Source organism: Rhodococcus erythropolis R138, from assembly GCF_000696675.2.
Classification (GTDB): domain Bacteria; phylum Actinomycetota; class Actinomycetes; order Mycobacteriales; family Mycobacteriaceae; genus Rhodococcus_F; species Rhodococcus_F erythropolis.
In genome coordinates this window covers 3,334,599-3,356,842 of the sequence record NZ_CP007255.1, presented here as the reverse complement: position 1 = coordinate 3,356,842, position 22,244 = coordinate 3,334,599, and the positions used below count along the sequence as shown (strand labels likewise).

The following is a 22,244-nucleotide window of genomic DNA, read 5'->3' as shown; positions in this document are numbered from 1 at the left end:
ATCGGCGTGAAGTTGTGTGCCTGAACGGGTGTCACCACTCAGTCAGGTTTTGAATGTGTTCGCCGGTCGCGGATGCTGCTGCGGGTCGATCGAGGACGGCGGGATGAACCACGGTTTGTTGTCGGCGCCGATGCGGATCACCCACTTCCCGACGAACCCGGATTTCCGGTGCATCAACCGATGATGCGAACGGCACAGCAGGACAAGGTTGTTCATCACCGTCAGCCCGCCGTTCGCCCAGTGCCGAATATGGTGCGCATCCGTCCACGCGGGCACGCACATGCAGCCGGGGAACGCGCAACCTTTGTCCCGGGCGATCAACGCCACTCGCTGCTCCGCAGAGACCAACCGTTTCCCGGGTTTCGCACCCAACGGCGCCCCGTGACCGTCGAGCAGAACAGTCGACAGGAAACAGTCGCAACTGAGGAGTCTGGTCTGCGATACCGACAGCGGCCCCAGCCAGGGCATGTGCCCGACATCGAGATCCGACACAGCCACAGCCACAGCAACACCATCGGGCGCGGGTGCGGCGGCGCAATCCCGATGCTCCGCCAAATCACGCGCGTTGATGTGCACGTTCACATGCGGACGCTGGCCACCATCGACACCGGTTTTCGCGCAGTCGAGGTAACGGCGAATCAGTTCGGTGAACCCGTCCGCCGTCCGCTTCGCCGCCGACCGAGAATCCGGGGTTCCATCGGGTGCCGGGGTGGGCATCGTCAGATTCGACAACGCCGACAACAACATTTCCCCGGTGAGAGCAGCGAAATCCCCGCGCACCACCACCCGACCATTCAACGTCGACGCGATCCGCAACTCATTCCGATCCACATCCTCGGCGGGCGGAATCTCATCCGATTCGAACACTCGCTCCAAAGTCGCGATCACGTACCGCACCTTCGTCGTTGTCGCCTCCACACCGGATGCCGCAGCCAACAACAAATCGATACAGCGAGGGAGCGCCTCCTCCGGCATGCCCTTTGGTGGTGATTCGCAGAACGCCACGATCAACACGGCATGATCGAAGGAGCAGTCCCCGACATCGAACCGGGCAGTCACCGCCGGAAACGGTCGTAGCGCAGCACCCAGGGCGGCGATCTTCTTCCCGTCCCGAACCTGCAGCATCGTGTTTGCCGCCAACCAGCAACCCACCCCGCGGCTGGCAATCACCTGATCATCCGGCCGCAACGACAACTCGTCCACCACCGCCACACGAACAGCCTCGAGACGCAGAATCTCCGCACTCGCCGACACCGCAACCGCACGCAACTCAGAAGCAGACAACCGCCACAGACGTCCGCGCAACCCCACCGCAGAACCAGACACCACATCCGACAACAAGACACTCATTGAATCCCCCGATCCCCACCCCCAAGAATACTCGAACACCCGTTCGAGTCAAGAGTGGTAGACCTCGAGCGCCCGCGCTACCGATTCGTCACTCGCAGGTAGCATCGGCAGTCTCACATGGGGAGTCGGAATCTGCCCCAATGCATGCAACACGCCCTTGATGACAGTCGGGTTCGATTCGGAAAAGAGAGCTCCTGACAGCGTCGACAACCGTCGTCCAAGATCGCGAACACTGTCCACATCTCCACTGTCCCAAGCCTTCACCAGGCGCACGAACTCGGCGGTCGACAGATGAGCGGACGCCAAGATTCCGCCTGACGCACCCAAGGCCAGAAGCGGCGCGAGAAACAGATCATCCCCCGCCAGCACGGCGAAGTCGTCCGGAAGATCCGCGAAGAGTTCGACGGCAGCTGCGTCGATACCGCCCGCGGCATACTTCACACCAACAACCCCGGGCAAATCACCCAGCTCCCGCAAAGTGCCGCTGTCCAGATCGCACGCAGTTCGGTACGGCACGTGATAGACGATCAGCGGCACGCGGCTCGACGACTGCAGATGCGCGAAATGCGCCACCACACCGGCTTTCGACGGCCTCGTGAAGGAGGGAACCGGCACCAAGGCCGCCGAGACGTCAGGCCACCGAGTCAGCCTCCCGAGCGCCTGCGCACTGCCCGCCGTGTCGTTGCTACCCGCGCCCACGATCAACGTCGCACCTCTCGCACGGCACACGCTCGCACAGATATCCAGAACGGTCACTCTCTCTTGCTCGGTGAGGGTTGCGGTTTCCGCTGTAGTCCCCAGCGCAACGAGTCCGACCGCACCTTCGGAGAGGGCCTGGTGCGCAAGCTGTTCGAGTGCGTCGGTTGCAATACGACCGTCGCTCTCGAAGGGCGTGATCAGTGGTACATGGATTCCGGCCAGGTCAACTCGAGTCGTAGTCATAGAACTCAGCCTCACCGAACAGACCTTGTAGGTCTAGTTCGCATTTCCATCGTCGAGCGTAAGCTGAGCTAATGCTCGATGTTCGTCGACTGAAGCTATTGCGCGAACTAGCGCTGCGCGGAACCATCGTTGCCGTTGCCGAGGCGCTGTCGTTCAGTCCCTCCGCGGTGTCGCAGCAATTGGCCGTCCTCGAACGTGAAGCCGGCGTGCCGCTGCTGGAACGAACAGGCCGTCGCGTCCGCCTCACGCCGGCCGGTGAGAACCTCGCACGTCATGCCGAAGTCATCCTGCAACGCCTAGAGCAGGCGTCGGGTGAATTGGTCGACGCGCGTCGTGGACTGGCGGGGCCGCTGCGCATCGGAACGTTCCCGACCGCCGCACGGGCGATCCTCCCGCCGGCATTGATCGCCCTCTCTCGCGAGCATCCCGGGTTGGAACCGATGGTTTCGGAGATCGACCCAGCGGACGTCGCCGACGCCCTACGAGCTGGGAATCTGGACTTGGCGTTGATTCACGACTACGACTTCGTCCCTCGTCCCAGCGAACCGGGCCTGACAGCGTTGCCTCTGTGCAGCGAATCGGTCTATCTGGCGTCGAACGACACCGCTACAGATCCCGACAGCACCATTACCGCGCTGACCGACTGCGTGGAGCAGCACTGGATTACTGCGATCCCCGGAACTGCTTGTCATGCAATGACCATTCGCGCGTGCCAAGCGGCCGGGTTCACCCCGAAAGTGCGACACCACATCGACGAGTTCGCCACCGTTCTCGCCCTCGTCGCTGCAGGGCAGGGCGTTTCGCTGGTCCCGGAACTCGGAGCAATCCATCCGCCACTCGGAGTGCGCCTGACGCCGATGCCCATTCGACGAAGGACCAAGATTGCACACCGAGCCGGCTCCGACGCTCACCCGGCGGTCGCAACCGTGACAAGCGCGCTTCGCTCGGCCGTCCCGCAAATGCTGGACGCCGAGCAATAGCGGCACCTACATGTCGAGCCCGAGGTCGAGCACTGTCACCGAGTGTGTCAAGGCACCTACAGCGAGGTAGTCGACGCCGGTTCGGGCGTACTCTGCGGCAACGTCGATGGTGAGACCACCGGATGACTCGAGCTTGGTTTCGGGGGCAACAGCGTCTCGGCGTTGGACCGCGATCTGCGTCTGCCACAGCGGGAAGTTGTCCAGCAGAACAAGTTCCACGTTCTCCGCCAGCACCTGGTCGAGCTGAGTGAGGTTGTCGACCTCGACTTCGCACTCGATGTCCGGCGCGAGCTCACGGACCGCACGAAGTGCTGCGACCACCGAACCGGCAGCGGCAACGTGGTTGTCCTTGATCAACGCCGCGTCACCCAATCCCATGCGGTGGTTGACGCCTCCGCCCACGTGGACTGCATATTTCTGCAGAGAACGTAGTCCGGGCAGTGTCTTTCGGCTGTCCCGCACTTTGGCATGAGTGCCGGCGATGGCGTCGACCCACTGCGACGTCGCCGTGGCGATTCCCGAGAGATGGCAGACGAGGTTGAGCATCGTCCGCTCTGCGGTGAGAAGGCCGCGGGTGGGCGCGACGACGGTGAGCACCGATTGACCTGGCGCAACCCGAGTTCCGTCGGCCACCCGATCAACGACCTCGTAGTTACCCGCGCCGATCACCTCGTCGAGAACAAGCAGTCCGACGTCGATGCCGGCGACAGTACCCGAGGAGCGTGAGACGACCGAGGCCTTCGCGACCGCATCGGCGGGAACCGTTGCGGTAGAAGTGATATCGGGGCCATAGCGCAGATCCTCGTCCAGAGCGAGCCTGACCAACGTGAGCAGTTCGTCACGGTCGAGCGGCGCGGGCAGGATCTTCTGCTCGGTCATCAATGAACTCCTGTCAACAACATGTCTGGTATTTCGAGCGCTCCATCGGCACTCATCTTGATCCGAGTGCTGCGACGCTGATTCGGATCTGTTTCAGGATAGTCGGTGCGGGTGTGACAGCCTCGGCTCTCGGTTCGTGCCACGGCTACATCGACCAACGCTGTCGCGGTCAGTGTGAGCGCCGCGTCTTCGAGGTCCCCAGCAGCCACCGCCACTGTCTGATCGGCGTCGGCAAGCGCGGCTCGCGCAGTCTGGAGACCGCCTCCGTCGCGAACCACCGACGCGTGTGCTGTCATGACGGACTGCACAGTCTCTCGTGGGAGGATTGGCATCGGCTTGCGCACCACGTTGACCACTTCGGCATGAACCTCTCGACGCTCGGCAGCTGCGATTCCGGCACGCTCCCCGACCACCAAACCCTCGAGAAGGCTGTTGGACGCAAGACGATTCGCGCCGTGCAATCCCGTGCGAGCCACTTCGCCGGCTGCGTAGAGTCCAGGCACTCCCGTTCGTCCATGGACGTCGGTGGCGACTCCACCGCACGAGTAGTGCGCGGCCGGAGCGACCGGAATGAGTTGGGTGCGTGGATCGATGCCCGCTTCGAGACAGGATGCGGTGATCGTCGGGAACCGCGAATCGAAGCCGTCGAGCTTGCGGGCGTCGAGGTAGACGTGATCGGTGCCGAGATCTCGTAGGCGTGCTGCGATTGCGCGCGAGACCACGTCACGCGGGGCGAGATCACCCAGCGGATGAACACCTGCGGTGACCGAATCGCCGTTGGTGTCGACAAGAATCGCACCTTCGCCGCGGACCGCCTCACTGATCAAGGGCCGGCGACCTACTCCACCCGGAGTGAAGAGGACCGTCGGATGGAACTGAACGAATTCCAGATCCGCAATTGCCGCACCTGCTTCGAGCGCCAACGCGATTCCGTCGGCAGTTGCGCCGGGCGGATTTGTACTGCAGGCATACAGCTGACCGAGTCCACCGGTAGCGAGCAGTACCGCGGGCGCATGGATCACTCCGAGCCCTTCCGGCGAGGAGACAATGAGTCCACACACCCCGCGCCGGTTGGTCACCACCTGGACTGCCGCTGCACCGAACAGAACGGGGAGGCCGGCAGCGTTGAGAGCCCGCTGCACTTCCGCGCCCGTGGCGTCGCCGCCCGCATGGATGATCCGACGCGTGCTGTGCCCACCCTCGCGGGTGCGCGACACCTCGCCGTCTCGCCCGCGATCGAAGACCGCGCCCAACGCGGCCAGCGCCGCAACTGCGTCGTGACCAGCTTCGACGATGGAATAGACGGCTTCCTCGTCGCACAAGCCGACGCCGGCCTCACACGTATCTGCAACGTGCGACTCGACGGAATCCGTATTCAGATCGTCGACGACTGCGATGCCGCCCTGCGCGTACTGAGTCGAGGTGTCCGTCGGACCACCCTTGCTGACCGTGAGTACTTTCAGCCCCCGCAGAGAAGCGGTGCGCGCAGCGGTGAGGCCCGCGACACCGCCTCCCACGACGACCAGGTCGGCATGAGCCTCCCAGGCGAAACGCCCGGCAGGGCTGGTCACTCGCCGCCGCCCGGATTACCGATCTCGATCATGCGCTGCACCGATTTCTGTGCACGCTTGGCCATCTCGAGATCGACGTGGACCTCGTCCTTGCCCTCGAGAAGGCAGCGAAGCAACGCGGCAGGCGTGATCATCTTCATGTACGGGCACGACGCGCGGTCGTTGACGGCCTGGAAATCGACGTCGGGCGCTGCCTTGCGCAACTGGTGCAGCATCCCGATCTCGGTGGCGACCAGAACCTGCTTGCTCTTGGTGACGCGGGCAGCGTCGAGCATTCCGCCGGTGGAGAGGATCTTGACCTTGTCTGCGGGGACCGCGCCTTCACCGGCGAGGTACAGAGCCGAAGTAGCGCAACCGCATTCAGGGTGCACAAAAAGCTCGGCATCGGGGTGAGCCTTGGACTTCGCCGTCAACTCGTCACCGTTGATACCCGCGTGAACGTGGCATTCACCGGCCCAGATCTGCATGTTGGTGCGGCCTGTGACGCGCTTGACGTGAGCTCCGAGGAACTGGTCCGGGAGGAAGAGAACTTCCCGGTCGGGATCAATCGAGTTGACCACGTCGACGGCATTGGACGACGTGCAGCAGATGTCGGTGAGACCCTTCACCTCTGCCGTCGTGTTCACGTACGAGACCACCAGCGCGTTCGGGTTGTCGGCCTTCCACTCACGAAGCTGCTCGGCATTGATCGAGTCGGCCAGAGAGCAGCCGGCACGCTCGTCCGGGATCAGCACCGTCTTGGACGGCGACAGGATCTTCGCGGTCTCGGCCATGAAGTGCACACCGCAGAAGACAATCGTGTCCTCGGGCGCCTCGGCAGCGATTCGCGAAAGCGCCAGGGAGTCGCCGACATGATCGGCGACGTCCTGAATCGCAGGCAGCTGGTAGTTGTGCGCAAGAATCGTCGCGCCGCGTTCGCGAGCCAGACGTTTGATCTCAGCGGCCCACTCGGGGGTCGCTTCGACTCCGTTGTATCCGCCGGGGCCGTCGTGAATCTGCGAGGCCGATCCCTCCCATAACGTCGTGGTCGTCATGGCGTTCTCCTTCACCGTGAACCCGGGCTCGTCACCCAGTTCAAATCCGGACGGGCTGGCCCGGATTTCCGTATTCGAGGTTTTCGACTTAGGATCGAAAACGTGCCCAATAGTAACACCACCCACGAAGTGCTTGCAGCGGTGTTCCAAGTTCGCACCTTCCCCGCAAGCATCGCCGCAGGTGACGGCGATCACTGCCCACAAGGGCGCGAAGAGTTGGCCGTGCTGCTGTGGCAGCGCGCACTCAACCCACAGAAAGGCACATGGTCACTGCCCGGGGGCACTTTGCGCGACGACGAGGACCTGACGACCTCCGCTCGACGACTCCTCGCCGAGAAGGTCGACCTACGAAAGGTCGCCCACCTCGAGCAACTCTCCGTCTTCAGTGATCCACAACGAGTGCCGGGCCCGCGCCGCATCGCGTCGACCTTCCTCGGACTCGTTCCCCTCAGCGCCGACCCACAACTTCCACCCGACACGGCCTGGCACCCTGTTTCGAAGTTGCCGGAGATGTCGTTCGACCACGGAACCGTCGTACGGCACGCGCGTAATCGACTGGCTGCAAAACTCTCCTACACCAACATCGCATTCGGGCTGGCTCCCGAAGAGTTCGCGATGTCGACACTGCGTGAAATCTACTGCGCTGCACTCGGTTACCAAGTCGACGCAACCAACTTGCAACGCGTACTGGGTCGCCGAGGCGTACTGACTCCCACCGGCAACACCGCACCGTCCGGCAAGTCGGGCGGACGCCCACCCGCCCTGTACCGCTTCACCGACTCCACCTTGCGAGTCACCGACGAATTCGCTGCACTGCGTCCCCCGAGCTGACGTCGATCAGGTTCTCAGGCAACGGCTTCGAAACTTCCGCGTTGCAGCCACGCCGAGGTCACCGCGCCGGCCGGATCGATGACCCGATTGATTGCGCCGAACCGCGTCGTCACCCGATCGAGAATCCGATCGGCCTGCCAACGATCCGTCGGATCAGCGACTATCGCAAAGAAGCGATGGGTCGGTTTTCCCGCCATGATGCGCACCAATTCTGTCACCGTCCGCGCGGTGACCGCCACGCTCCAACCGGCGTCGAGAAACTCGGTGGCGATACGCGCACCGTGCTCGAATCCGATGTCCGTGACAAGTACAACTCCCCTGTTCGGGGCGATCTCCGAAACGCTCATTGCGAAACCTCCACTCGGAATCAAACTTCTTGACTCCCATGTAAGTCCGCAATCTTGTGGCTCCCTTGTGTTGGTTCTGTGAGAACTCTGGGGATTCCGCGCGCGCCCACACATCAGGCAGATCGAGACAATCCCGCCCAGAAGACCGTCGAGGCCGCGTTCACCACATCGCCGACCGGCACGTCGCCCAACATTCCGCCCGCGGCCAGCGTCGCGACGCCATGGAACGTCGCAAAGGCAACCAGCGCAATACTTTCCGGATCGCCGGCGGCAATGTCACCCGCAGCCTGCGCTTCCGATACGAGCCGAACGGTCAGATCCATCGTCGCGTGCCCCGCGTTCACGACAGTCTCGGCCGCACCGGGTGCATGCTTGTTGCTGTACATCAGAGACAACAGGCCCGGATGCTCGAGCGCATAATCCACATAGGCGTTGGCGAGCGAGGAGAACCGGGCTCTCGCGGTCGGCGGCGCCTCCGAAACTGCTCGCTCGAGTGCACCGGTCATCCGATGGAATCCGCTTTCAGCCAAGGCATCGAGCAAAGCCTGACGGTCGCGAAAATGCTTGCCAGGGGCCGCGTGACTCACGCCCGCCTCGCGCGCAAGCTGCCGCAGCGACAACTTGTCGACGCCATCTCGCTCGAGGGTCGCTTCAGCCGACGCCAGGAGTTCCTGTCGCAGGCTGCCGTGGTGGTACGGCTGTTCGTGGGCGGGCATGGTGGCACCATATCAAAATGTTGTCATTGACAACTATGGTGTCAGTGCCTACATTTGGGATCACCCGAACCGAAGGAGCCACCATGGCCATCGACGTAGCCGGAACCACCGTCCTCATCACCGGAGCCAGCGCTGGGCTCGGAGTGGAATTCGCTCACCGCTTCGCCGCTCGCGGTGCAAATCTGGTTCTCGTCGCCAGGCGGGCAGATCGCCTCGAAGCCCTCGCTACCGAACTCCGCGTCGCCCACGGCATCACAGTCACAGTTCTGCCTGCCGACCTGGCGGCGCCCGGCGTCGGCGCAACACTGCACCAGGAGCTGACAAACCGTGGCATCACCGTCACCTCGCTGATCAACAACGCCGGTTTCGGAACACACGGAGCATTCGTGGACGAAGATCTCGAGCGCGTCACGTCCGAAATTCAGCTCAACATCGCCACACTGGTCGAACTGACGCACACCTTCCTGCCCGATCTCCTGGGCGGACGCGGAGCGCTCGTCAACATCGCGAGCACGGCGTCGTTCCAGCCGACCCCTGGCATGGCCGTCTACGGCGCGTCCAAGGCTTTTGTACTCAACTTCACCGAAGCACTCTGGGCAGAAGCTCGCGGCAGCGGATTGACCGTATTGGCGGTGTGCCCCGGCCCGACACGAACCGAGTTCTTCGACGTCGTCGGCTCCGAAGATGCTGCGGTCGGGCGCATGCAGACGGCAACTCAGGTGGTGGATACAGCTTTCCGGGCACTGGATCGACGCAACGCACCGCCGACAGTCGTATCAGGTTTGCCGAATTGGGTGTCCTCGATCAGCACTCGGTTCGCAACCCGCCGGTTGGGAGCGTTGATTTCGGGTCGACTGTTGGGTGACGTGCGAATGAAGTCCGCAGCGAACCGCCCGTCGACGTCGGCGGTATAGAGAAGCGTCGGCTGTATAGAAGCAACGGCTGTATAGAAGCAACGGCTACGGGAGTTTCGGCTGGACCTCGTCGTCGGTCTGTTCGGCCTCGGTGGCCGGATCCCCGGATTCCGGATCCCCAGATTCCGGGTGGTCCCCCACACCGAGGTCGTCGTACGGATTGAGCACTGCCAGAACCAAAGTCACGACGCACGCCGCAAGCGGCTGAAACAGAAGCACGAGCAAGGTGCCGATGTTCGGTGCACGCGCGATGATCTCCCCGACCGCCGGATTGTCGGCGGTGGGGAAACGCAGATTTGTCACGCCCGAACCCACGAGTGCCATCAGTCCGGCACCTGCCGCCGAGCCGACTATCAACCCGCCCAGGGCATACGGGCCTCGACTCAGACGCGCCAACCACGCCGCTACTGCCGACAGCACACCGACGATCAGTGCCAGCCAGATGAACACAGCACTCGCGTCGAACTGATGGAGGCTCTCACCCGTCAACGCGACGCCGCGCCCCTCGGACACCACCAACAGATGCTCGGCCGGAGCCAAGAACGCCCACACCACACCGACGAGCACGCTCACGCCCGCAGTGGTTGCGGCGATCACGATCGCGGTGCGCAGACGAGTCTGCCGAAGAGAGATCACACAGAGTGACGCTACCTGCGGGCGGCGTCGATCGAGTCGACGACACCGTGTCGGGAGCATTTCGCCCACCATCCGTCAGGGCTGACCTGAACGATCATGCGGCGCCCGCACTGCTCGCAGAAGCGAGGCGGCTCTAGCCCCATCGACGCCGCAGTCGGCGTCGGATCGTCGACACCGTCGACGATCCGACGCCCGGTGAACGGGTTGTACCGCTCCTCGGTCACCGGAGTGCTCACAGAGTGTCGTTCAGTGCTTTGATCGGCATCTGCAGATCCACCAACAAATCCAGATCCTTCTCGGCGGGACGCCCGAGGGTGGTCAGGTAGTTGCCGACGATGACGGCGTTGATTCCGCCGAGGATGCCCTGCTTGGCACCCAGATCGCCGAGAGTGATCTCGCGTCCACCCGCGAAGCGCAGGATCGTGCGGGGCAGCGCGAGACGGAATGCCGCCACGGACTTGAGCGCCTCGCTGGCGGGCAGCACATCCAGATCCCCGAAGGGGGTGCCGGGACGCGGGTTGAGGAAGTTGAGCGGGACCTCGTCCGGCTCGAGTTCAGCCAAGTTCGCGGCAAATTCTGCGCGCTGCTCCAATGATTCACCCATACCGAGGATTCCGCCGCAGCACACTTCCATGCCTGCTTCGCGAACCATCCGAAGCGTGTTCCACCGCTCTTCCCACGAGTGTGTGGTCACGACGTTCGGGAAATGCGACTTCGAGGTCTCCAAGTTGTGGTTGTACCGGTGCACACCCATGGCGGCCAGTTGGTCGACCTGTTCCTGGGTCAGCATGCCGAGCGAGCAGGCGATCTGGATGTCGACCTCATTGCGGATCGCCTCGATACCTGCGGCTACCTGAGCGAGCAACCGGGCGTCAGGTCCGCGGACGGCGGCCACGATGCAGAACTCGGTAGCGCCCGACTTCGCAGTCTGCTTGGCAGCTTCCACCAGGCTCGGGATGTCCAACCAGGCCGCGCGAACCGGCGACTGGAAGAGTCCGGACTGCGAGCAGAAATGGCAGTCCTCGGGGCAACCGCCCGTCTTGAGGCTGATGATGCCCTCGACCTCGACCTCCGGTCCACACCATTTCATACGCACATCGTGGGCGAGAGCCAGCAGGTCTTCGAGCCTGTCGTCGTCGAGTCGGAGTACGTCGAGCACCTGGCTTTCGGTCAGGCCAACTCCTCTTTCGAGAACTTGCTCACGCGCCTGGTCGAGGATGTCGACCGTCGCAGGGGCCGTGCTAATCGGGGGCGGGGTCACAGACGTCTCCTTCGAAACCAGCAAAATTGAACACCGTACAAGTTGAACGGTGTTCACGTTAGAGACGTGGTGGAATACTGTCAAAGGCGGGTCCGATCGACATTCGATCGCGAGCGCCCCACAGCGGGACGAAACGAGGGGAACAACAAGTGCAGTTGCGACGCGGCGACGTGCTGGACGGCGCCATGGCGATACTCGACGAGTTCGGACTTGCCGACCTCACGATGCGCAGGCTCGCAACGTCACTGGGTGTCCAACCCGGCGCCCTGTACTGGCACTTCCCGAACAAGCAGACCTTGCTCGGTGCGGTCGTCGACAAGATCCTCGAAGACCTCGACACTCCCGTAGACACAGAGACATGGCAAGACGCGTATTCCGAACTGGCACACAGACTTCGGTCTGCCCTGCTGGCGCACCGCGACGGCGCCGAGTTGGTCAGTGCCACCTTCGCCTCGCGGATGACAAGCAGCAAGGTGCGCGAGCACTTCGTACACGCCGGCGAAGAATCCGGGCTATCACGCGAGCATGCCCAACTCGCGGCGTACGCCCTGCTGTACTACGTGCTCGGCCACACCGTCGACGAGCAGTCCCGAGCGCAGATGGAAGAAATGGGGGCACTTACCCGAGCACCCATTTCCCCCGACTCCCCCGAGGTGATCGGCGGCGGTTCCGACGAGGACCTCCTCGACGGCGATCCGACAGTGCGCTTCCAGTTCGGCCTGGACCTGTTCATCGACGGCATCCGCACTCGCCTGAATTCGACCACACATTCAACGCGCACAGAATCGGCTCTACGACACTCCTGACAGCCGTAGTAGTGCAGTAGTGCCGGCCGCGACAATCACCACTAGTACCAACGGCGCCTTGAACCAGGCGCAGATGCCTCCGGCCACCACGCCGAGCATCCGCGCCGGCCCCGCAACGTCATGCCCGGTGAAGATCGTCGATGTCGCAACCACTGCAAGCAGCAGCACCACGACAGCACGATCGAGGGTTTTCTCGGCAAAGCTCGAAAGCTTCACCCGCGAGCGGAGCAGAACGCCACTTGCTCGCAAAGCGTAAGAGCCGCAAGCGAACACGACAATACCGATCCAGACCGACGCGGTATTCATCGAACCTTCTCCCGGAACGGTATCGTCACTGCGATACTCAGCAGCGCTACGAGCGGCGCGGTACCGGGCGGCAGGAACGGCGACGTGGCCACCGCGACTGCTGCACCGATCAGGGCGGCAAGCAGCGTCACCTTTTCCTTCAGCGCAGGCAAGACAAGGGCCAGAATGACAGCCGGAAACGCGGCATCCAATCCCAACGCGCCGGGGTCTCGGACGACGCTGCCGAGCAGCCCGCCCAGCAGCGCTCCGATCGGCCACGACACCGCGATCCCGATTCCACAGAACCAAAAAGCCGCACGCTTGCGCTCCACCGATTCCTGCGCCATGGCGACCGCGACGCTTTCGTCGTTGACCAGGTGCGCGCCGACCATACTGCGCCAGCCTGAATCTTTGTAGCGACCCGTGCCGAGAAATGATCCTGCCGACATCCCGTAGGCGAAGTTACGTGAGTTGATCAACAAGCCCGCCACAACAGCAGCGGTGGCACTGCCTCCGGCTGCGATGATTCCGATGAACAAGAACTCCGAAGACGCTCCCAGAACGAGTACAGCCAACGCCGAAAGCTGCCACAACGAGAATCCAGCCGATCCTGCCGTCACACCGTAGGACACACCGACGATGGCCACGGAGAGCCAGATCAGCACGCTCACCCGAACCGTGTCTCGATCAACTGTTCGCCATAAAGAACGCATGTATTCTATGTTGAACGAAGTGACACCGTTCGTCAAGTAGAACGACCGATCGGAGAATCGAACGATGACCAGTAATGAAACGGATACAGCGGAGACTCCTCAGAAACTGGTCGCCGTCGCACTCAAACGCGAACGTGCCCGAGCAGGCTTGAGCCTCTCGGAGGTGGCGCGGCGCGCCGACATCGCCAAATCCACACTCTCCCAACTCGAATCCGGCCTCGGGAACCCGAGCCTCGAAACACTGTGGGCACTCGGCAACGCGTTGGGTGTGCCGTTCTCACAACTCGTCGACTCGCAGGCACAGACCGTTCAATTGATTCGAGCCGGAGAAGGTCCCGCAATTGCTTCGGCAAACGCGTCGTACATCGCGACGCTCTTGGCGCCGAGCCCACCGAACGCACGACGCGATCTGTATCGGATAGTCGCCGAACCGGGCGAGCCGCGTATTTCGACTCCGCATGCGCGCGGCACCACCGAACACGTTGTGATCGGCACCGGGCGAGCGGAGGTCGGGCCCACTGCAGATCCGATCGAGCTCGGACCGGGCGACTATCTCGCTTATCCCGGCGACGAGGAGCACATCTTTCGGGCGCTCGAACCAGGGACGACGGCGATCATGGTGTCGGAACACATCTGAGCCGCGATGAGTTTCGCCGCTGCGGGAAGTCTGTATCTGGGAGGTGATGCGGCCAGAGCCGCGATTGCCGACGACAGTAACGACCGACAGCAGGAGGACCCATGTCCGGATCCAGCATCAGCAGCATTTTGCTCTCGAGCACCAACCCCGAACGCTTGCGCGACTGGTACGCCGAGGCGTTCGCCCCGAAGGTCGACCGGACTCCCGGTGAACCTGGCTACGACGTCCTCGACTTCAACGGTTTCTACGTAATGCTCGACAGACGCGACGACGTCGGTGAGACAAACCCCCAGCCGGGTCGCATGTTCCTCAACGTCGAGACCGACGACGCCCGGTCGATCGCACAGCGCATCGACGCACTCGGCGGAAACTGGCACGCTCCGCTCGAAGTCCGCGGGGGCAGTTTGTTCGCCACCGCGATCGACCCCGACGGAAACTACGTTCAGATCATCGAGTTCAGCGAGGAAGCCAGGGCCGACATGGAATCCGGAATGACGGATTCCCAACCCACCTAGTCCGACAACAGCTAGGAACGGAGACAGTCATGCTTGCGGACACCAAAGCATTCAGCGGATTTTCGGTGACAGACATCGATGCTGCAAAGAAGTTCTACGGCGAAATACTCGGGCTGAAAGTGACCGATGAAGACATGGGGCTGATTCGGCTACATCTTGCCGGAGGAACCGAAATCCTCGTCTATCCCAAACCGAATCACGAAGCGGCGACGTACACGATTCTCAACTTCGTCGTCGACGACATCGACACAACCGTCGATCAACTGACCGCACGTGGCGTGGAGTTTCTGAAATACGACGGATTCCCCCAGGATGCGCGAGGCATCATGCGTGGCAACGGCCCCGACATCGCGTGGTTCACCGATCCAGCCGGCAATGTTCTGTCGGTAATCAAGGAGTCCTGACGCGCTTAACCGCTGAACAGCTGTGACTGCCGCTGTTCAGCGGTGTCGGTGTTGGAGCGTTCTGCTGCCGCAGTTTCACGCTCGGCCGCCAGTTGCTCGGCGCTTTTTGCGTCGACAACGGGCTCCGACGCGCTGAGGTCGGAAAACAAGCCATTGCTCGATTCGTTCACATGCCACCCTTTTGCCTGGTCATCGTTGCCGCGCGCAGATAAACCTGCGTTAGAGATCGGTCGATGGCTACTTGATTACTGCCGCCCGTACGGCGCCGACAAGGCGCCGATGACCCAGCAGTTCTTGACCCAGTGTTGCACGCCTGTGTTTTCCACGAGAAATTCGGTCCAGACGGGTTGTCATCGCCCGCACGGCGGAGCAATGTGAAAGATGAGCGCGGAGCAGGTCGGCAGCACTTTCGTCGGACACCTGGCCCCTCAATTCACCGCACAATTTTTGGAGGAATCATGTTGGGAATTGCTTTGGGCCTCGGCAGCGCTGCTGTCGGAATCGGCCTCGGACTACTGGGCGCGGGAGCGGGAATTCTGCTGAGCGACAAGACCGTCAAAACTGCGCGACGTGACCTCACCGCCTGACGAGGGCGAGCGCACTGACTATTTGGACACTCGGGTCAGCACTCGGGTCAACGCGGCGATGCGCCACCCCGCGCAGTGGGTGCTCTCGCACGCCACACGTCGCCGCGGCGTGGACACAGACGCAGCCGTTCCCACCAGCGCCCAGGACGTGCTCGACCGGTTGACGGCTCTCCGAATCAGCACGTGGAGTTACGGTTTCGACCACAAGTCGATCCGTCATCTCGGACCGATGGCACAGGATTTTGCCGCAGTCTTCGGCCTGGGATCCAACACCCGTCGGATCTCGGCCGTCGATGCAAACGGCGTCTGCATGGCGAGCATCCAAGCATTGAACCGCAAAGTTCTCGCCCTCGAGACAAAGGTCAGCGCGCTCGAGAAGGACATGGACAGACTGCACGAAGAACTAGGAGGCACGGGCACGGATCGAAATGCATTAAAGGTCAACAACAGTCACACACCCCCGCCGCTCGACGAGTCCGGTAGGTCCGCAGGTCTGTAGTTTGTTCGGTGTGACCGCCCCTGATTCAGACTCCGACTCAGAACCCAACGAGATTGCCGCGCTGTTCGACGTGACGTCCGACTCCGTCGGTGACGAACATGTCGAACAGGTACTTTCCGAATTCGGCCTCGGCGCAACGGAGATCACGCAGACCGCGGCCCGCATCCGGGCCAGTCGGTCGGAATTTCGCCGACTGCGCCGTCGCGAGAACGAATTGGCGGTCCTCTACTCGAGTGCGCGTGAACTCGCGCAAGTTCGCGACGTGGACACTCTGCTCCAGCGACTCGTCAACCGAGCACACGACATCATGGGCACCGACGTCACGTACCTCTCCGAGTTCGATGTGGTCACCAGAGATCTGAATGTTCGAAAGACAGCAGGCGCCGTCTCGCCGGAGCTACAGCATCTACAGGTTCCCGCCGGCGCGGGACTGGTCAGTGCGATTGCCGAATCTCGAGCAGCCCAATGGGTTCAGAACTACAGCGACTACACGCAGTCGCGTCACGACGAGGTGGTCGACGCCGCGATAGTCGCCGAAGGTCTGGTGGCGATTCTCGGCGTGCCGATGCTCTCGGACGGCCAGATCCTCGGAGTCCTGTTTGCCGCCGACCGCCGGGAACGACGATTTACTGCCGATCAGATAGCCCTGCTCTCGGCGCTGGCGGATCATGCCTCGGTGGTCCTGCAAACCGCGCGGGCGCTCGACCGCGCCGAGGAATCCGCCGCCGAGACCGGGCGAGCACTCGACGAACTGCGGGAGCACGTGTCCGCGCGCGACAAGTCGAACATCGTCCACCAGGATCTGATCCACGCCGTTCTCCGTGGCGGCGGATACGCCCAGGTTGCACGAACCCTCAGCAGCGCACTCGAGCGCGGCACCGTCGTGGTCGACAGTGAGCTACGCCCTCTGGTCAAATCCTCGGGCGAGCAGATCACGACGGTGCCGTTGTCTCTACCTCGCGCCGTGTCCGAGGCCATCGACCAGAGTCGCCGAAGCGGCCGATGCACGTTCGTCGCCGATGACAGTGAAACCGTGATCCAACTCGTCAGCGCCATCACCGCCGGCGAATCATTCCTCGGGGCCATCTTGCTGAATCGTTCGGACGCGCCGATCGGACCTGTCGAACTCAGGACCGTGGAACGGGCCGCTCAGGTTACTGCGATCCTCGTGTTGCAACACACGGCGGCGGCAGCAGCGGATCGGCGCGCACGTGACGAACTGGTCGCCGATCTGTTGAGCACTGCGCCCGAGCGCAGGCGCGATCTCGAACGTCGGACCCGCAACCTCGGCATCTCCCTCGGCGAACTCGATACCGTCCTCGTGGTGTCGGTTGCTCCGGAACTCCGCACCGCTGCGCTCCGCGCAATCGGGCAGAGTTTGCCGGTCGGGGCTTTGGCGTCGCAGCACGCCGGATTGATCGCGGTGGTCTCGCGCTCGGGGAACCCGGCAGCCGCGGCGACCGTCGTTCACCGCCAGATCACCGGTTCGGTGGGACCTCACGCCGTGGTGATTGCGCCGGCAACGGCGGAGCGTCCCGAAGACCTCCCGGCGCGCTTCACCTCTGCCCTGCGTACTGCTCGCCTGCTCTCGGCGTTGGGCAAGACCGACGGCGCGGTCACGACGGCGTCGTATCTGCCGTACACCGTTCTGTTCGGCGAAAATCCAGAATCACTTCATCAGTTCATCGACGACGTGATCGGCCCGGTACTCGCCTACGACCGCGACAAGGACACCGATCTGACTGCGACCCTGCGCGCCCTCGTGCGCAACGAAGGAAGCCCGACCAAGGCTGCCCGCGCCCTCAACTATCACCCGAACACCGTCGTTCAGCGTCTCGAGCGCATCCGCACGCTCCTCGGTCACTCGTGGCGTGAAGACGAGAACTTCTTTCGGGTGTCCATGGCGACGAGGCTCGACGAGCTTCGGAGAGTGGGCGCCGAAGAGGCCGAGGGCGAGACCATCGACAGAGACGGTGGTGCATGACACTACAATTTCGACCGATCGATGTGTCCTGAGCACGTGGCCTGGCAGGCATCACCCTCCCTACTGTGAAGCGGAGCACAGAATTACTTCAGGAGGACCACCCCCCGTGTCAATCAACAGCCCGTCTATCAATAGCCGTATCGCCAATTTCCGGTCCTACGATGTCGCCGCACGGCGCGCCGAGATCGTCCGCCAGACGGACCTGACCGAAGCAGACATCGCGGTCTACGACGCTGCCGACGGTCTCACCATCGATCAGGCCGATCGCATGGTCGAGAACGTAGTCGGCGTCATCGGCATCCCGGTCGGCGTCGCCACCAACTTCACGATCAACGGCACGGACTACCTGATCCCTCTCGCCACCGAGGAGCCGTCGGTAGTCGCAGCCGCGAGTAACGCTGCCCGCATCGCACGCGGACTCGGCGGCTTTCACGTCTCGAGCACCCCGCCGGTCATGCAGGCCCAGATACAACTCGTCGACGTCGTGGATCCGGCGGCCGCCCGAATCCGACTCCTCGAGGCTCGCGAGGAAATCATTGCACTCGCCAACGAGCAGGACCCGAAGTTGGTCAGCGTCGGCGGTGGAGTGAAGGACATTTCGGTTCGCATCGTTCCTTCGGACAAGGCCACCTACGTGGTCCTCCATCTTCATGTCGACGTACGAGATGCCATGGGCGCCAACGCCGTCAACACGATGGCCGAGGCAATCGCGGATCGAGTCGCCGAGATCGGCGGCGGACACGTCGTCCTGCGCATTCTCACCAACAAGGCCGATCTGCGGCTGACGCGCGTTCGCGCCGTGTTCGACGCCGAATTGATCGGCGGCGCAGAGGTTGTGGACAACCTGATCCATGCCGCGCGCTTGGCGGAGCTGGATCCCTACCGCGCCGCGACGCACAACAAGGGCATCATGAACGGCATCAGCGCCGTAGTGCTGGCGACCGGAAATGACACGCGCGCAGTCGAAGCCGGATGCCACTCCCATGCAGTCAACGCCGACGGAATCTACTCCTCGCTCTCGCATTTCGAGAAGAATGCCGATGGAAACATCGTCGGCACCCTCGAGCTGCCCATGCCGGTCGGCCTCGTCGGCGGGGCCACCAAAGTGCACCCCGTAGCGCAGGCCGCAATCAAGATGCTCGGCGTCGAGAGCGCCGAGGAACTCGCCGGCATCATCCTGGCAGTCGGTCTGGCGCAGAACCTGGCCGCTGTCCGCGTTCTGGCCAGTGAAGGTGTCCAACGCGGACACATGGGACTGCACGCCCGCAACATCGCTGCCACCGCCGGAGCGCAGAAGAGCGAGATCGACGCCGTGGTCGCACGCCTGATCGCGGACAAGAGCATTCGCGTCGAACATGCCGAGAAGGTTCTCACCGAGATCCGCGGCGGAAACTGACGACAATGACCGAAACAGTTGCAGGATCACCAGTGTGGAAGCCGGCGCCTCATCGAGTGCCGGCGCCGGGACTACCGACCTCGGTCCGGATCTACGAAGTCGGGCCACGCGACGGACTTCAAGCAGAGACGGCGGTGATCCCGACCGAGACGAAAGCCCAGTTCATCGAACGCCTCGTCGCGGCCGGTTCCCGCACTGTCGAATTGACGAGCTTCGTCTCACCTCGATGGATCCCGCAACTCGCGGACGCGGAAGAATTGATGGATCGGCTGCACCTGCCGGACTCGGTACGTACGGTCGTTCTTGTCCCGAACCGCAAGGGTCTCGAGCGGGCCGTTGCCGCCGGAGCGCGCGAAGTTGCAGTATTCGTCAGCGCTACAGAGGAATTCGCTAAACGAAACCTCAACTCGACGGTAGACGGCGCTATAGCCGCGGCCACCGAGGTCACTGCCGCCGCAAGAGCTCTGGGACTTCCCGTCCGCGGCTACATCTCGATGTGCTTCGGCGACCCTTGGGAAGGCACTGTGCCCGTCGAACGAGTCGCCGACATCGCGAAGACCCTGGTCGACAGCGGTGTCACGTCACTCTCACTCGGCGACACCATCGGCGTCGGCACACCTGGCCATGTGCTCGCCTTACTCGACGCCCTCCGAGAACGTGGCATCCCCACATCGCAGATCGCCATGCACTTTCACGACACCTACGGCCAGGCGCTGTCGAACGTCTATGCGTCATTGACCGCTGGAGTATCCGAATTCGACAGTTCAGCAGGTGGTCTCGGACGGTGCCCGTACGCCAAGGGCGCGACCGGGAATCTCGCCACCGAGGACCTGGTGTGGATGCTCCACGGCCTCGGGATCGACACCGGCATCGACCTGGATTCCCTTACCGACACAAGTAGTTGGATGGCCGAACAGATCGGACACTCGAGTCCGTCCCGAGTCGTCACCGCCCTCCGCGCAGCACGTACCTGACACTCGCACGCAAGCCCCTCCCTGTACGACCCCCTGCCATGCATGACACTGGAGAAGACTGATGTCACCACCGCAGTCGGCAACGACGCCGACCACCACAACCGCGCCGACCGATCAGCAGACATACCTCGAAGTCTGGGGCGACACTGTCAACGGTCGACACCTCGCGATCTCCGTCGCAGTCGGCAGTGTCGTGGGCGCCTCGGCTCTGCTTGCGGCCCAGTCTCTGTTCGAACGGGTCGTCAGCGAACCGTCGTTGGCCCAGGCGTACAGCCTGCTGGTCGGTATCGCTGCCTGCCTGCTCGCCGGCGTCGTCTGCGGAATCTTCATCAAGCCGAAGCGGATAGTCGCCTTGGCCGCCGCCGACGCGGAGTCGATCGACGGTGTCATCGCGACAATGAGTGAGCAGCGTCAGGGTCTGGGCACTCTCGCCGACATTCCGGAGCAGAGCCGACAGGAACTTCGCGAACTCGGTCTGTACGACCACTTCGCCGCTGCCGAGGCCGAGCACGCACAGGCCTCGAAGACATCGCCCTCGAACCCGCCGAAGGGCGGTGGGCGCGCATGAGTTCGGTTCTGACCAACGAAATTCTCATCGCCGTTCTCTTCGGCATCATCGGTGCTGTCGCGTTCACGTTCATCGGATTGATCTCCGGCACAGACGAGACCGCCACCATCGCACCGCTGACTCTGCTCGTGATTCTGCTCGGCGCTCCCCCGGCGGCAGTCTTCACGTTCTTCCTCTCCGGTGCGATCGCCAAACACATGACGCATGCGGTGCCGACGATGCTGCTGGGCATTCCCGGCGACACGATGGCGATTCCGCTCTTGCCGGAAGCGCAGATGATGCGCTCACTCGGCATCCCGCACATCGCACTCCGCAAGGCGATCTCGGGAGCAGTGATCTCGGCGTTCGTCGCCGTGCCGGTTGCCGTTCTGTTCGCGACCATCCTCGCGCCGTTCGCCGACACCGTTCAGTCGATCGCACCGTGGCTGTTCCTGGTCGCCGCCATCGGCATCGCCTACGCCTCACCAGGCCGCTGGGCCGGGGTGGTCGCCCTCGTTCCGTTTGTCATCTTGATCCTCGGTGCCCGCGCGTTGACGTCGAATTACGACGTGTCGCTGAACATCAGCTACTTCCTGGCCATTGCGGTCGGGCCGCTGATCGCCGACCTCGCGCTGACCCTGGGGCCGTCGAGCCGCAAGGACATGGAGCGCAGCGAACCCAAGACCGTGGCACTGGCCCCGGACATCAAAGGATGGAAGGGATACTTCCCCAATCCTCTGAAGGTCCTCGATCGCAAGCAGATCGGTTACACCGCAGCCGCTTCCACGGTGTCGAGCGCAACGTTCGTTTTCAGCCCCGTCGCCATGACAGTTCTGATGGGTGAGCTGGTAGGTGCGCGGATCAAGAACGGCTATCACCGACTGACCACCATGGTCTCGGCAAAGAACGGTACGACGGAATCCACCTACATCGCGGAAACCCTCATCCCTCTCGTGGCCTTCGGCCTTCCGCTCAGCCCGCTGGCAGCAGGTCCCGCGGCCCCTCTGTTCAACGCTCCGCCGGTCTTCGAGACCAATCAGGAAACCGGAGTGATCAACAATCTCTCCACGTACCTGACGCAGTGGGAGTTCCTGCTCTACGGACTGCTCGCAGTGGTCACGGCAACGGTCATCGCGTACCCGTTTGCCATGAACTACGCGTACCGCGCTGCGTCAGCGGTGGTCAAGCACATCAGTCACGAAGCTGTGATCGCGGTGTTCACGGGACTGGTCGTGGTCATCAGTATCTGGGAGGGCGGCATCCTCGGGCTTCTGATCACCGTGACGGTCGGCCTGGTCGGTGGCCTTCTCGGGCGCCTGTTCAAGATTCACGGCGGTGTTCTGTTCATGGGTTACTACGTGGCGCTGTTCAGCGTTCCTGCCCTGATCAATCTGTTCTGAATCGCTGGATTCCACCAACACGTGCGGACCCGCAAG

At 62.9% G+C, this 22,244-nt stretch carries 27 protein-coding genes; 14 read left to right on the top strand and 13 right to left on the bottom strand.

What is annotated here, in order from left to right; all coding sequences use genetic code 11:
- Positions 1–42 precede the first annotated feature (42 nt).
- Together H351_RS15735 and H351_RS15730 are read right to left on the bottom strand one after the other, a co-directional pair.
- The gene (locus H351_RS15735; protein ID WP_059016345.1) at positions 43–1,350 is read right to left on the bottom strand and encodes an HNH endonuclease signature motif containing protein; all 1,308 of its coding nucleotides are present in this window, start codon (positions 1,348–1,350) and stop codon (positions 43–45) included.
- A gap of 48 nt (positions 1,351–1,398) precedes the next feature.
- Positions 1,399–2,292 carry a dihydrodipicolinate synthase family protein gene (locus H351_RS15730; protein WP_029255522.1) on the bottom strand — a complete coding sequence of 298 codons (894 nt, stop codon included), beginning with the start codon at positions 2,290–2,292 and terminating at the stop codon, positions 1,399–1,401.
- Positions 2,293–2,363: 71 nt separating this feature from the next.
- On the opposite strand from H351_RS15730, the gene H351_RS15725 reads away from it, so the two are divergent.
- On the top strand, positions 2,364–3,272 hold the full coding sequence (locus tag H351_RS15725) for a LysR family transcriptional regulator (protein WP_020908025.1): 909 nt from the start codon (positions 2,364–2,366) through the stop codon (positions 3,270–3,272).
- Between the two features lie 6 nt (positions 3,273–3,278).
- On the opposite strand, the gene nadC is transcribed toward H351_RS15725, so the two are convergent.
- The 3 genes from nadC to nadA are packed head-to-tail and all read right to left on the bottom strand — an operon-like array spanning position 3,279 to position 6,756.
- Positions 3,279–4,151 (bottom strand): carboxylating nicotinate-nucleotide diphosphorylase, encoded by an 873-nt coding sequence (gene nadC, locus H351_RS15720; protein WP_003941805.1) that lies wholly within the window; start codon positions 4,149–4,151, stop codon positions 3,279–3,281.
- Positions 4,151–5,722, bottom strand: a complete 1,572-nt coding sequence (locus H351_RS15715; protein WP_029255523.1) for an L-aspartate oxidase — start codon at positions 5,720–5,722, stop codon at positions 4,151–4,153. Before H351_RS15715 ends, nadC begins: the two co-directional genes overlap by 1 nt.
- On the bottom strand, positions 5,719–6,756 hold the full coding sequence (nadA, locus tag H351_RS15710) for a quinolinate synthase NadA (RefSeq protein ID WP_020908027.1): 1,038 nt from the start codon (positions 6,754–6,756) through the stop codon (positions 5,719–5,721). The genes H351_RS15715 and nadA overlap by 4 nt, the downstream gene beginning before the upstream one ends.
- Positions 6,757–6,858: 102 nt before the next feature.
- Here nadA and H351_RS15705 point away from each other — a divergent pair, with 102 nt between their 5' ends.
- Positions 6,859–7,587, top strand: a complete 729-nt coding sequence (locus H351_RS15705; protein ID WP_007733069.1) for an NUDIX hydrolase — start codon at positions 6,859–6,861, stop codon at positions 7,585–7,587.
- A 14-nt stretch (positions 7,588–7,601) separates the two neighbouring features.
- Here the strand turns inward: H351_RS15705 and H351_RS15700 are convergent, their stop codons facing one another.
- Positions 7,602–7,934, bottom strand: a complete 333-nt coding sequence (locus H351_RS15700) for an SDR family NAD(P)-dependent oxidoreductase (protein ID WP_029255524.1) — start codon at positions 7,932–7,934, stop codon at positions 7,602–7,604.
- Positions 7,935–8,047: 113 nt separating this feature from the next.
- The gene (locus tag H351_RS15695) at positions 8,048–8,650 is read right to left on the bottom strand and encodes a TetR/AcrR family transcriptional regulator (RefSeq protein WP_020908029.1); all 603 of its coding nucleotides are present in this window, start codon (positions 8,648–8,650) and stop codon (positions 8,048–8,050) included.
- An 83-nt stretch (positions 8,651–8,733) separates the two neighbouring features.
- Between H351_RS15695 and H351_RS15690 the strand changes: the two genes are divergently transcribed.
- Positions 8,734–9,564, top strand: coding sequence for an SDR family NAD(P)-dependent oxidoreductase (locus H351_RS15690; RefSeq protein WP_020908030.1), 831 nt, complete (start codon positions 8,734–8,736; stop codon positions 9,562–9,564).
- A gap of 45 nt (positions 9,565–9,609) precedes the next feature.
- Here H351_RS15690 and H351_RS15685 read toward each other — a convergent pair whose 3' ends face one another.
- From H351_RS15685 to bioB, 3 genes are read right to left on the bottom strand one after another with little or no spacing between them, the layout of a single operon-like run.
- Positions 9,610–10,200, bottom strand: coding sequence for a DUF2567 domain-containing protein (locus H351_RS15685; protein WP_020908031.1), 591 nt, complete (start codon positions 10,198–10,200; stop codon positions 9,610–9,612).
- 11 nt (positions 10,201–10,211) lie between these two features.
- Positions 10,212–10,436, bottom strand: coding sequence for a biotin synthase auxiliary protein BsaP (gene bsaP / locus H351_RS15680; protein WP_019748812.1), 225 nt, complete (start codon positions 10,434–10,436; stop codon positions 10,212–10,214).
- Positions 10,433–11,446: a biotin synthase BioB gene (gene bioB / locus H351_RS15675; RefSeq protein ID WP_024487821.1), complete on the bottom strand. Its 1,014-nt coding sequence runs from the start codon at positions 11,444–11,446 to the stop codon at positions 10,433–10,435. Before bioB ends, bsaP begins: the two co-directional genes overlap by 4 nt.
- Before the next feature lie 164 nt (positions 11,447–11,610).
- Between bioB and H351_RS15670 the strand changes: the two genes are divergently transcribed.
- Positions 11,611–12,267: a TetR/AcrR family transcriptional regulator C-terminal domain-containing protein gene (locus H351_RS15670; RefSeq protein WP_029255525.1), complete on the top strand. Its 657-nt coding sequence runs from the start codon at positions 11,611–11,613 to the stop codon at positions 12,265–12,267.
- On the opposite strand, the gene H351_RS15665 is transcribed toward H351_RS15670, so the two are convergent.
- Both H351_RS15665 and H351_RS15660 read right to left on the bottom strand, forming a co-directional pair.
- On the bottom strand, positions 12,253–12,573 hold the full coding sequence (locus H351_RS15665; RefSeq protein WP_029255526.1) for an AzlD domain-containing protein: 321 nt from the start codon (positions 12,571–12,573) through the stop codon (positions 12,253–12,255). The two genes, H351_RS15670 and H351_RS15665, sit on opposite strands and share 15 nt — an antisense overlap.
- Positions 12,570–13,265 carry an AzlC family ABC transporter permease gene (locus H351_RS15660; protein WP_020908035.1) on the bottom strand — a complete coding sequence of 232 codons (696 nt, stop codon included), beginning with the start codon at positions 13,263–13,265 and terminating at the stop codon, positions 12,570–12,572. The genes H351_RS15665 and H351_RS15660 overlap by 4 nt, the downstream gene beginning before the upstream one ends.
- Positions 13,266–13,329: 64 nt before the next feature.
- Here H351_RS15660 and H351_RS15655 point away from each other — a divergent pair, with 64 nt between their 5' ends.
- From H351_RS15655 to H351_RS15645, 3 genes are all read left to right on the top strand, one after another.
- The gene (locus H351_RS15655) at positions 13,330–13,902 is read left to right on the top strand and encodes a helix-turn-helix domain-containing protein (RefSeq protein ID WP_020908036.1); all 573 of its coding nucleotides are present in this window, start codon (positions 13,330–13,332) and stop codon (positions 13,900–13,902) included.
- A 101-nt stretch (positions 13,903–14,003) separates the two neighbouring features.
- Complete coding sequence (locus tag H351_RS15650; protein WP_021344530.1) at positions 14,004–14,417, top strand: VOC family protein; 414 nt, start codon at positions 14,004–14,006, stop codon at positions 14,415–14,417.
- A gap of 29 nt (positions 14,418–14,446) precedes the next feature.
- The gene (locus H351_RS15645) at positions 14,447–14,821 is read left to right on the top strand and encodes a VOC family protein (RefSeq protein WP_019748818.1); all 375 of its coding nucleotides are present in this window, start codon (positions 14,447–14,449) and stop codon (positions 14,819–14,821) included.
- A 5-nt stretch (positions 14,822–14,826) separates the two neighbouring features.
- On the opposite strand, the gene H351_RS32290 is transcribed toward H351_RS15645, so the two are convergent.
- Positions 14,827–14,991, bottom strand: coding sequence for a hypothetical protein (locus H351_RS32290; protein WP_019748819.1), 165 nt, complete (start codon positions 14,989–14,991; stop codon positions 14,827–14,829).
- A gap of 288 nt (positions 14,992–15,279) precedes the next feature.
- Between H351_RS32290 and H351_RS32790 the strand changes: the two genes are divergently transcribed.
- The 7 genes from H351_RS32790 (at position 15,280) to H351_RS15615 (ending at position 22,208) form a co-directional block, all read left to right on the top strand.
- The gene (locus H351_RS32790; protein ID WP_021333694.1) at positions 15,280–15,408 is read left to right on the top strand and encodes a hypothetical protein; all 129 of its coding nucleotides are present in this window, start codon (positions 15,280–15,282) and stop codon (positions 15,406–15,408) included.
- Positions 15,392–15,907 (top strand): tail fiber domain-containing protein, encoded by a 516-nt coding sequence (locus H351_RS15640; RefSeq protein ID WP_144440112.1) that lies wholly within the window; start codon positions 15,392–15,394, stop codon positions 15,905–15,907. The genes H351_RS32790 and H351_RS15640 overlap by 17 nt, the downstream gene beginning before the upstream one ends.
- A 10-nt stretch (positions 15,908–15,917) precedes the next feature.
- Positions 15,918–17,891 (top strand): helix-turn-helix domain-containing protein, encoded by a 1,974-nt coding sequence (locus H351_RS15635; protein WP_020969825.1) that lies wholly within the window; start codon positions 15,918–15,920, stop codon positions 17,889–17,891.
- 106 nt (positions 17,892–17,997) lie between these two features.
- The gene (locus H351_RS15630) at positions 17,998–19,287 is read left to right on the top strand and encodes a hydroxymethylglutaryl-CoA reductase, degradative (protein WP_029255530.1); all 1,290 of its coding nucleotides are present in this window, start codon (positions 17,998–18,000) and stop codon (positions 19,285–19,287) included.
- Positions 19,288–19,292: 5 nt separating this feature from the next.
- Positions 19,293–20,261, top strand: coding sequence for a hydroxymethylglutaryl-CoA lyase (locus H351_RS15625; RefSeq protein WP_080910802.1), 969 nt, complete (start codon positions 19,293–19,295; stop codon positions 20,259–20,261).
- A 61-nt stretch (positions 20,262–20,322) separates the two neighbouring features.
- Complete coding sequence (locus H351_RS15620) at positions 20,323–20,829, top strand: hypothetical protein (RefSeq protein WP_029255531.1); 507 nt, start codon at positions 20,323–20,325, stop codon at positions 20,827–20,829.
- Positions 20,826–22,208 carry a tripartite tricarboxylate transporter permease gene (locus H351_RS15615; protein ID WP_003941745.1) on the top strand — a complete coding sequence of 461 codons (1,383 nt, stop codon included), beginning with the start codon at positions 20,826–20,828 and terminating at the stop codon, positions 22,206–22,208. Before H351_RS15620 ends, H351_RS15615 begins: the two co-directional genes overlap by 4 nt.
- Positions 22,209–22,244: the final 36 nt, after the last annotated feature.

Excerpts from the sequence above, each read along its gene's own strand:
- H351_RS15620 (WP_029255531.1), top strand. The coding sequence starts at position 20,323 with ATGTCACCACCGCAGTCGGCAACGACGCCGACCACCACAACCGCGCCG.
- H351_RS15735 (WP_059016345.1), bottom strand. The coding sequence starts at position 1,350 with ATGAGTGTCTTGTTGTCGGATGTGGTGTCTGGTTCTGCGGTGGGGTTG.
- H351_RS32790 (WP_021333694.1), top strand. The coding sequence starts at position 15,280 with ATGTTGGGAATTGCTTTGGGCCTCGGCAGCGCTGCTGTCGGAATCGGC.
- H351_RS15625 (WP_080910802.1), top strand. The coding sequence starts at position 19,293 with ATGACCGAAACAGTTGCAGGATCACCAGTGTGGAAGCCGGCGCCTCAT.
- H351_RS15660 (WP_020908035.1), bottom strand. The coding sequence starts at position 13,265 with ATGCGTTCTTTATGGCGAACAGTTGATCGAGACACGGTTCGGGTGAGC.
- H351_RS15650 (WP_021344530.1), top strand. The coding sequence starts at position 14,004 with ATGTCCGGATCCAGCATCAGCAGCATTTTGCTCTCGAGCACCAACCCC.
- H351_RS15665 (WP_029255526.1), bottom strand. The coding sequence starts at position 12,573 with ATGAATACCGCGTCGGTCTGGATCGGTATTGTCGTGTTCGCTTGCGGC.
- H351_RS15730 (WP_029255522.1), bottom strand. The coding sequence starts at position 2,292 with ATGACTACGACTCGAGTTGACCTGGCCGGAATCCATGTACCACTGATC.
- nadC (WP_003941805.1), bottom strand. The coding sequence starts at position 4,151 with ATGACCGAGCAGAAGATCCTGCCCGCGCCGCTCGACCGTGACGAACTG.
- nadA (WP_020908027.1), bottom strand. The coding sequence starts at position 6,756 with ATGACGACCACGACGTTATGGGAGGGATCGGCCTCGCAGATTCACGAC.
- H351_RS15615 (WP_003941745.1), top strand. The coding sequence starts at position 20,826 with ATGAGTTCGGTTCTGACCAACGAAATTCTCATCGCCGTTCTCTTCGGC.
- H351_RS15690 (WP_020908030.1), top strand. The coding sequence starts at position 8,734 with ATGGCCATCGACGTAGCCGGAACCACCGTCCTCATCACCGGAGCCAGC.
- H351_RS15700 (WP_029255524.1), bottom strand. The coding sequence starts at position 7,934 with ATGAGCGTTTCGGAGATCGCCCCGAACAGGGGAGTTGTACTTGTCACG.
- H351_RS15655 (WP_020908036.1), top strand. The coding sequence starts at position 13,330 with ATGACCAGTAATGAAACGGATACAGCGGAGACTCCTCAGAAACTGGTC.
- H351_RS15695 (WP_020908029.1), bottom strand. The coding sequence starts at position 8,650 with ATGCCCGCCCACGAACAGCCGTACCACCACGGCAGCCTGCGACAGGAA.
- H351_RS15645 (WP_019748818.1), top strand. The coding sequence starts at position 14,447 with ATGCTTGCGGACACCAAAGCATTCAGCGGATTTTCGGTGACAGACATC.
- H351_RS15725 (WP_020908025.1), top strand. The coding sequence starts at position 2,364 with ATGCTCGATGTTCGTCGACTGAAGCTATTGCGCGAACTAGCGCTGCGC.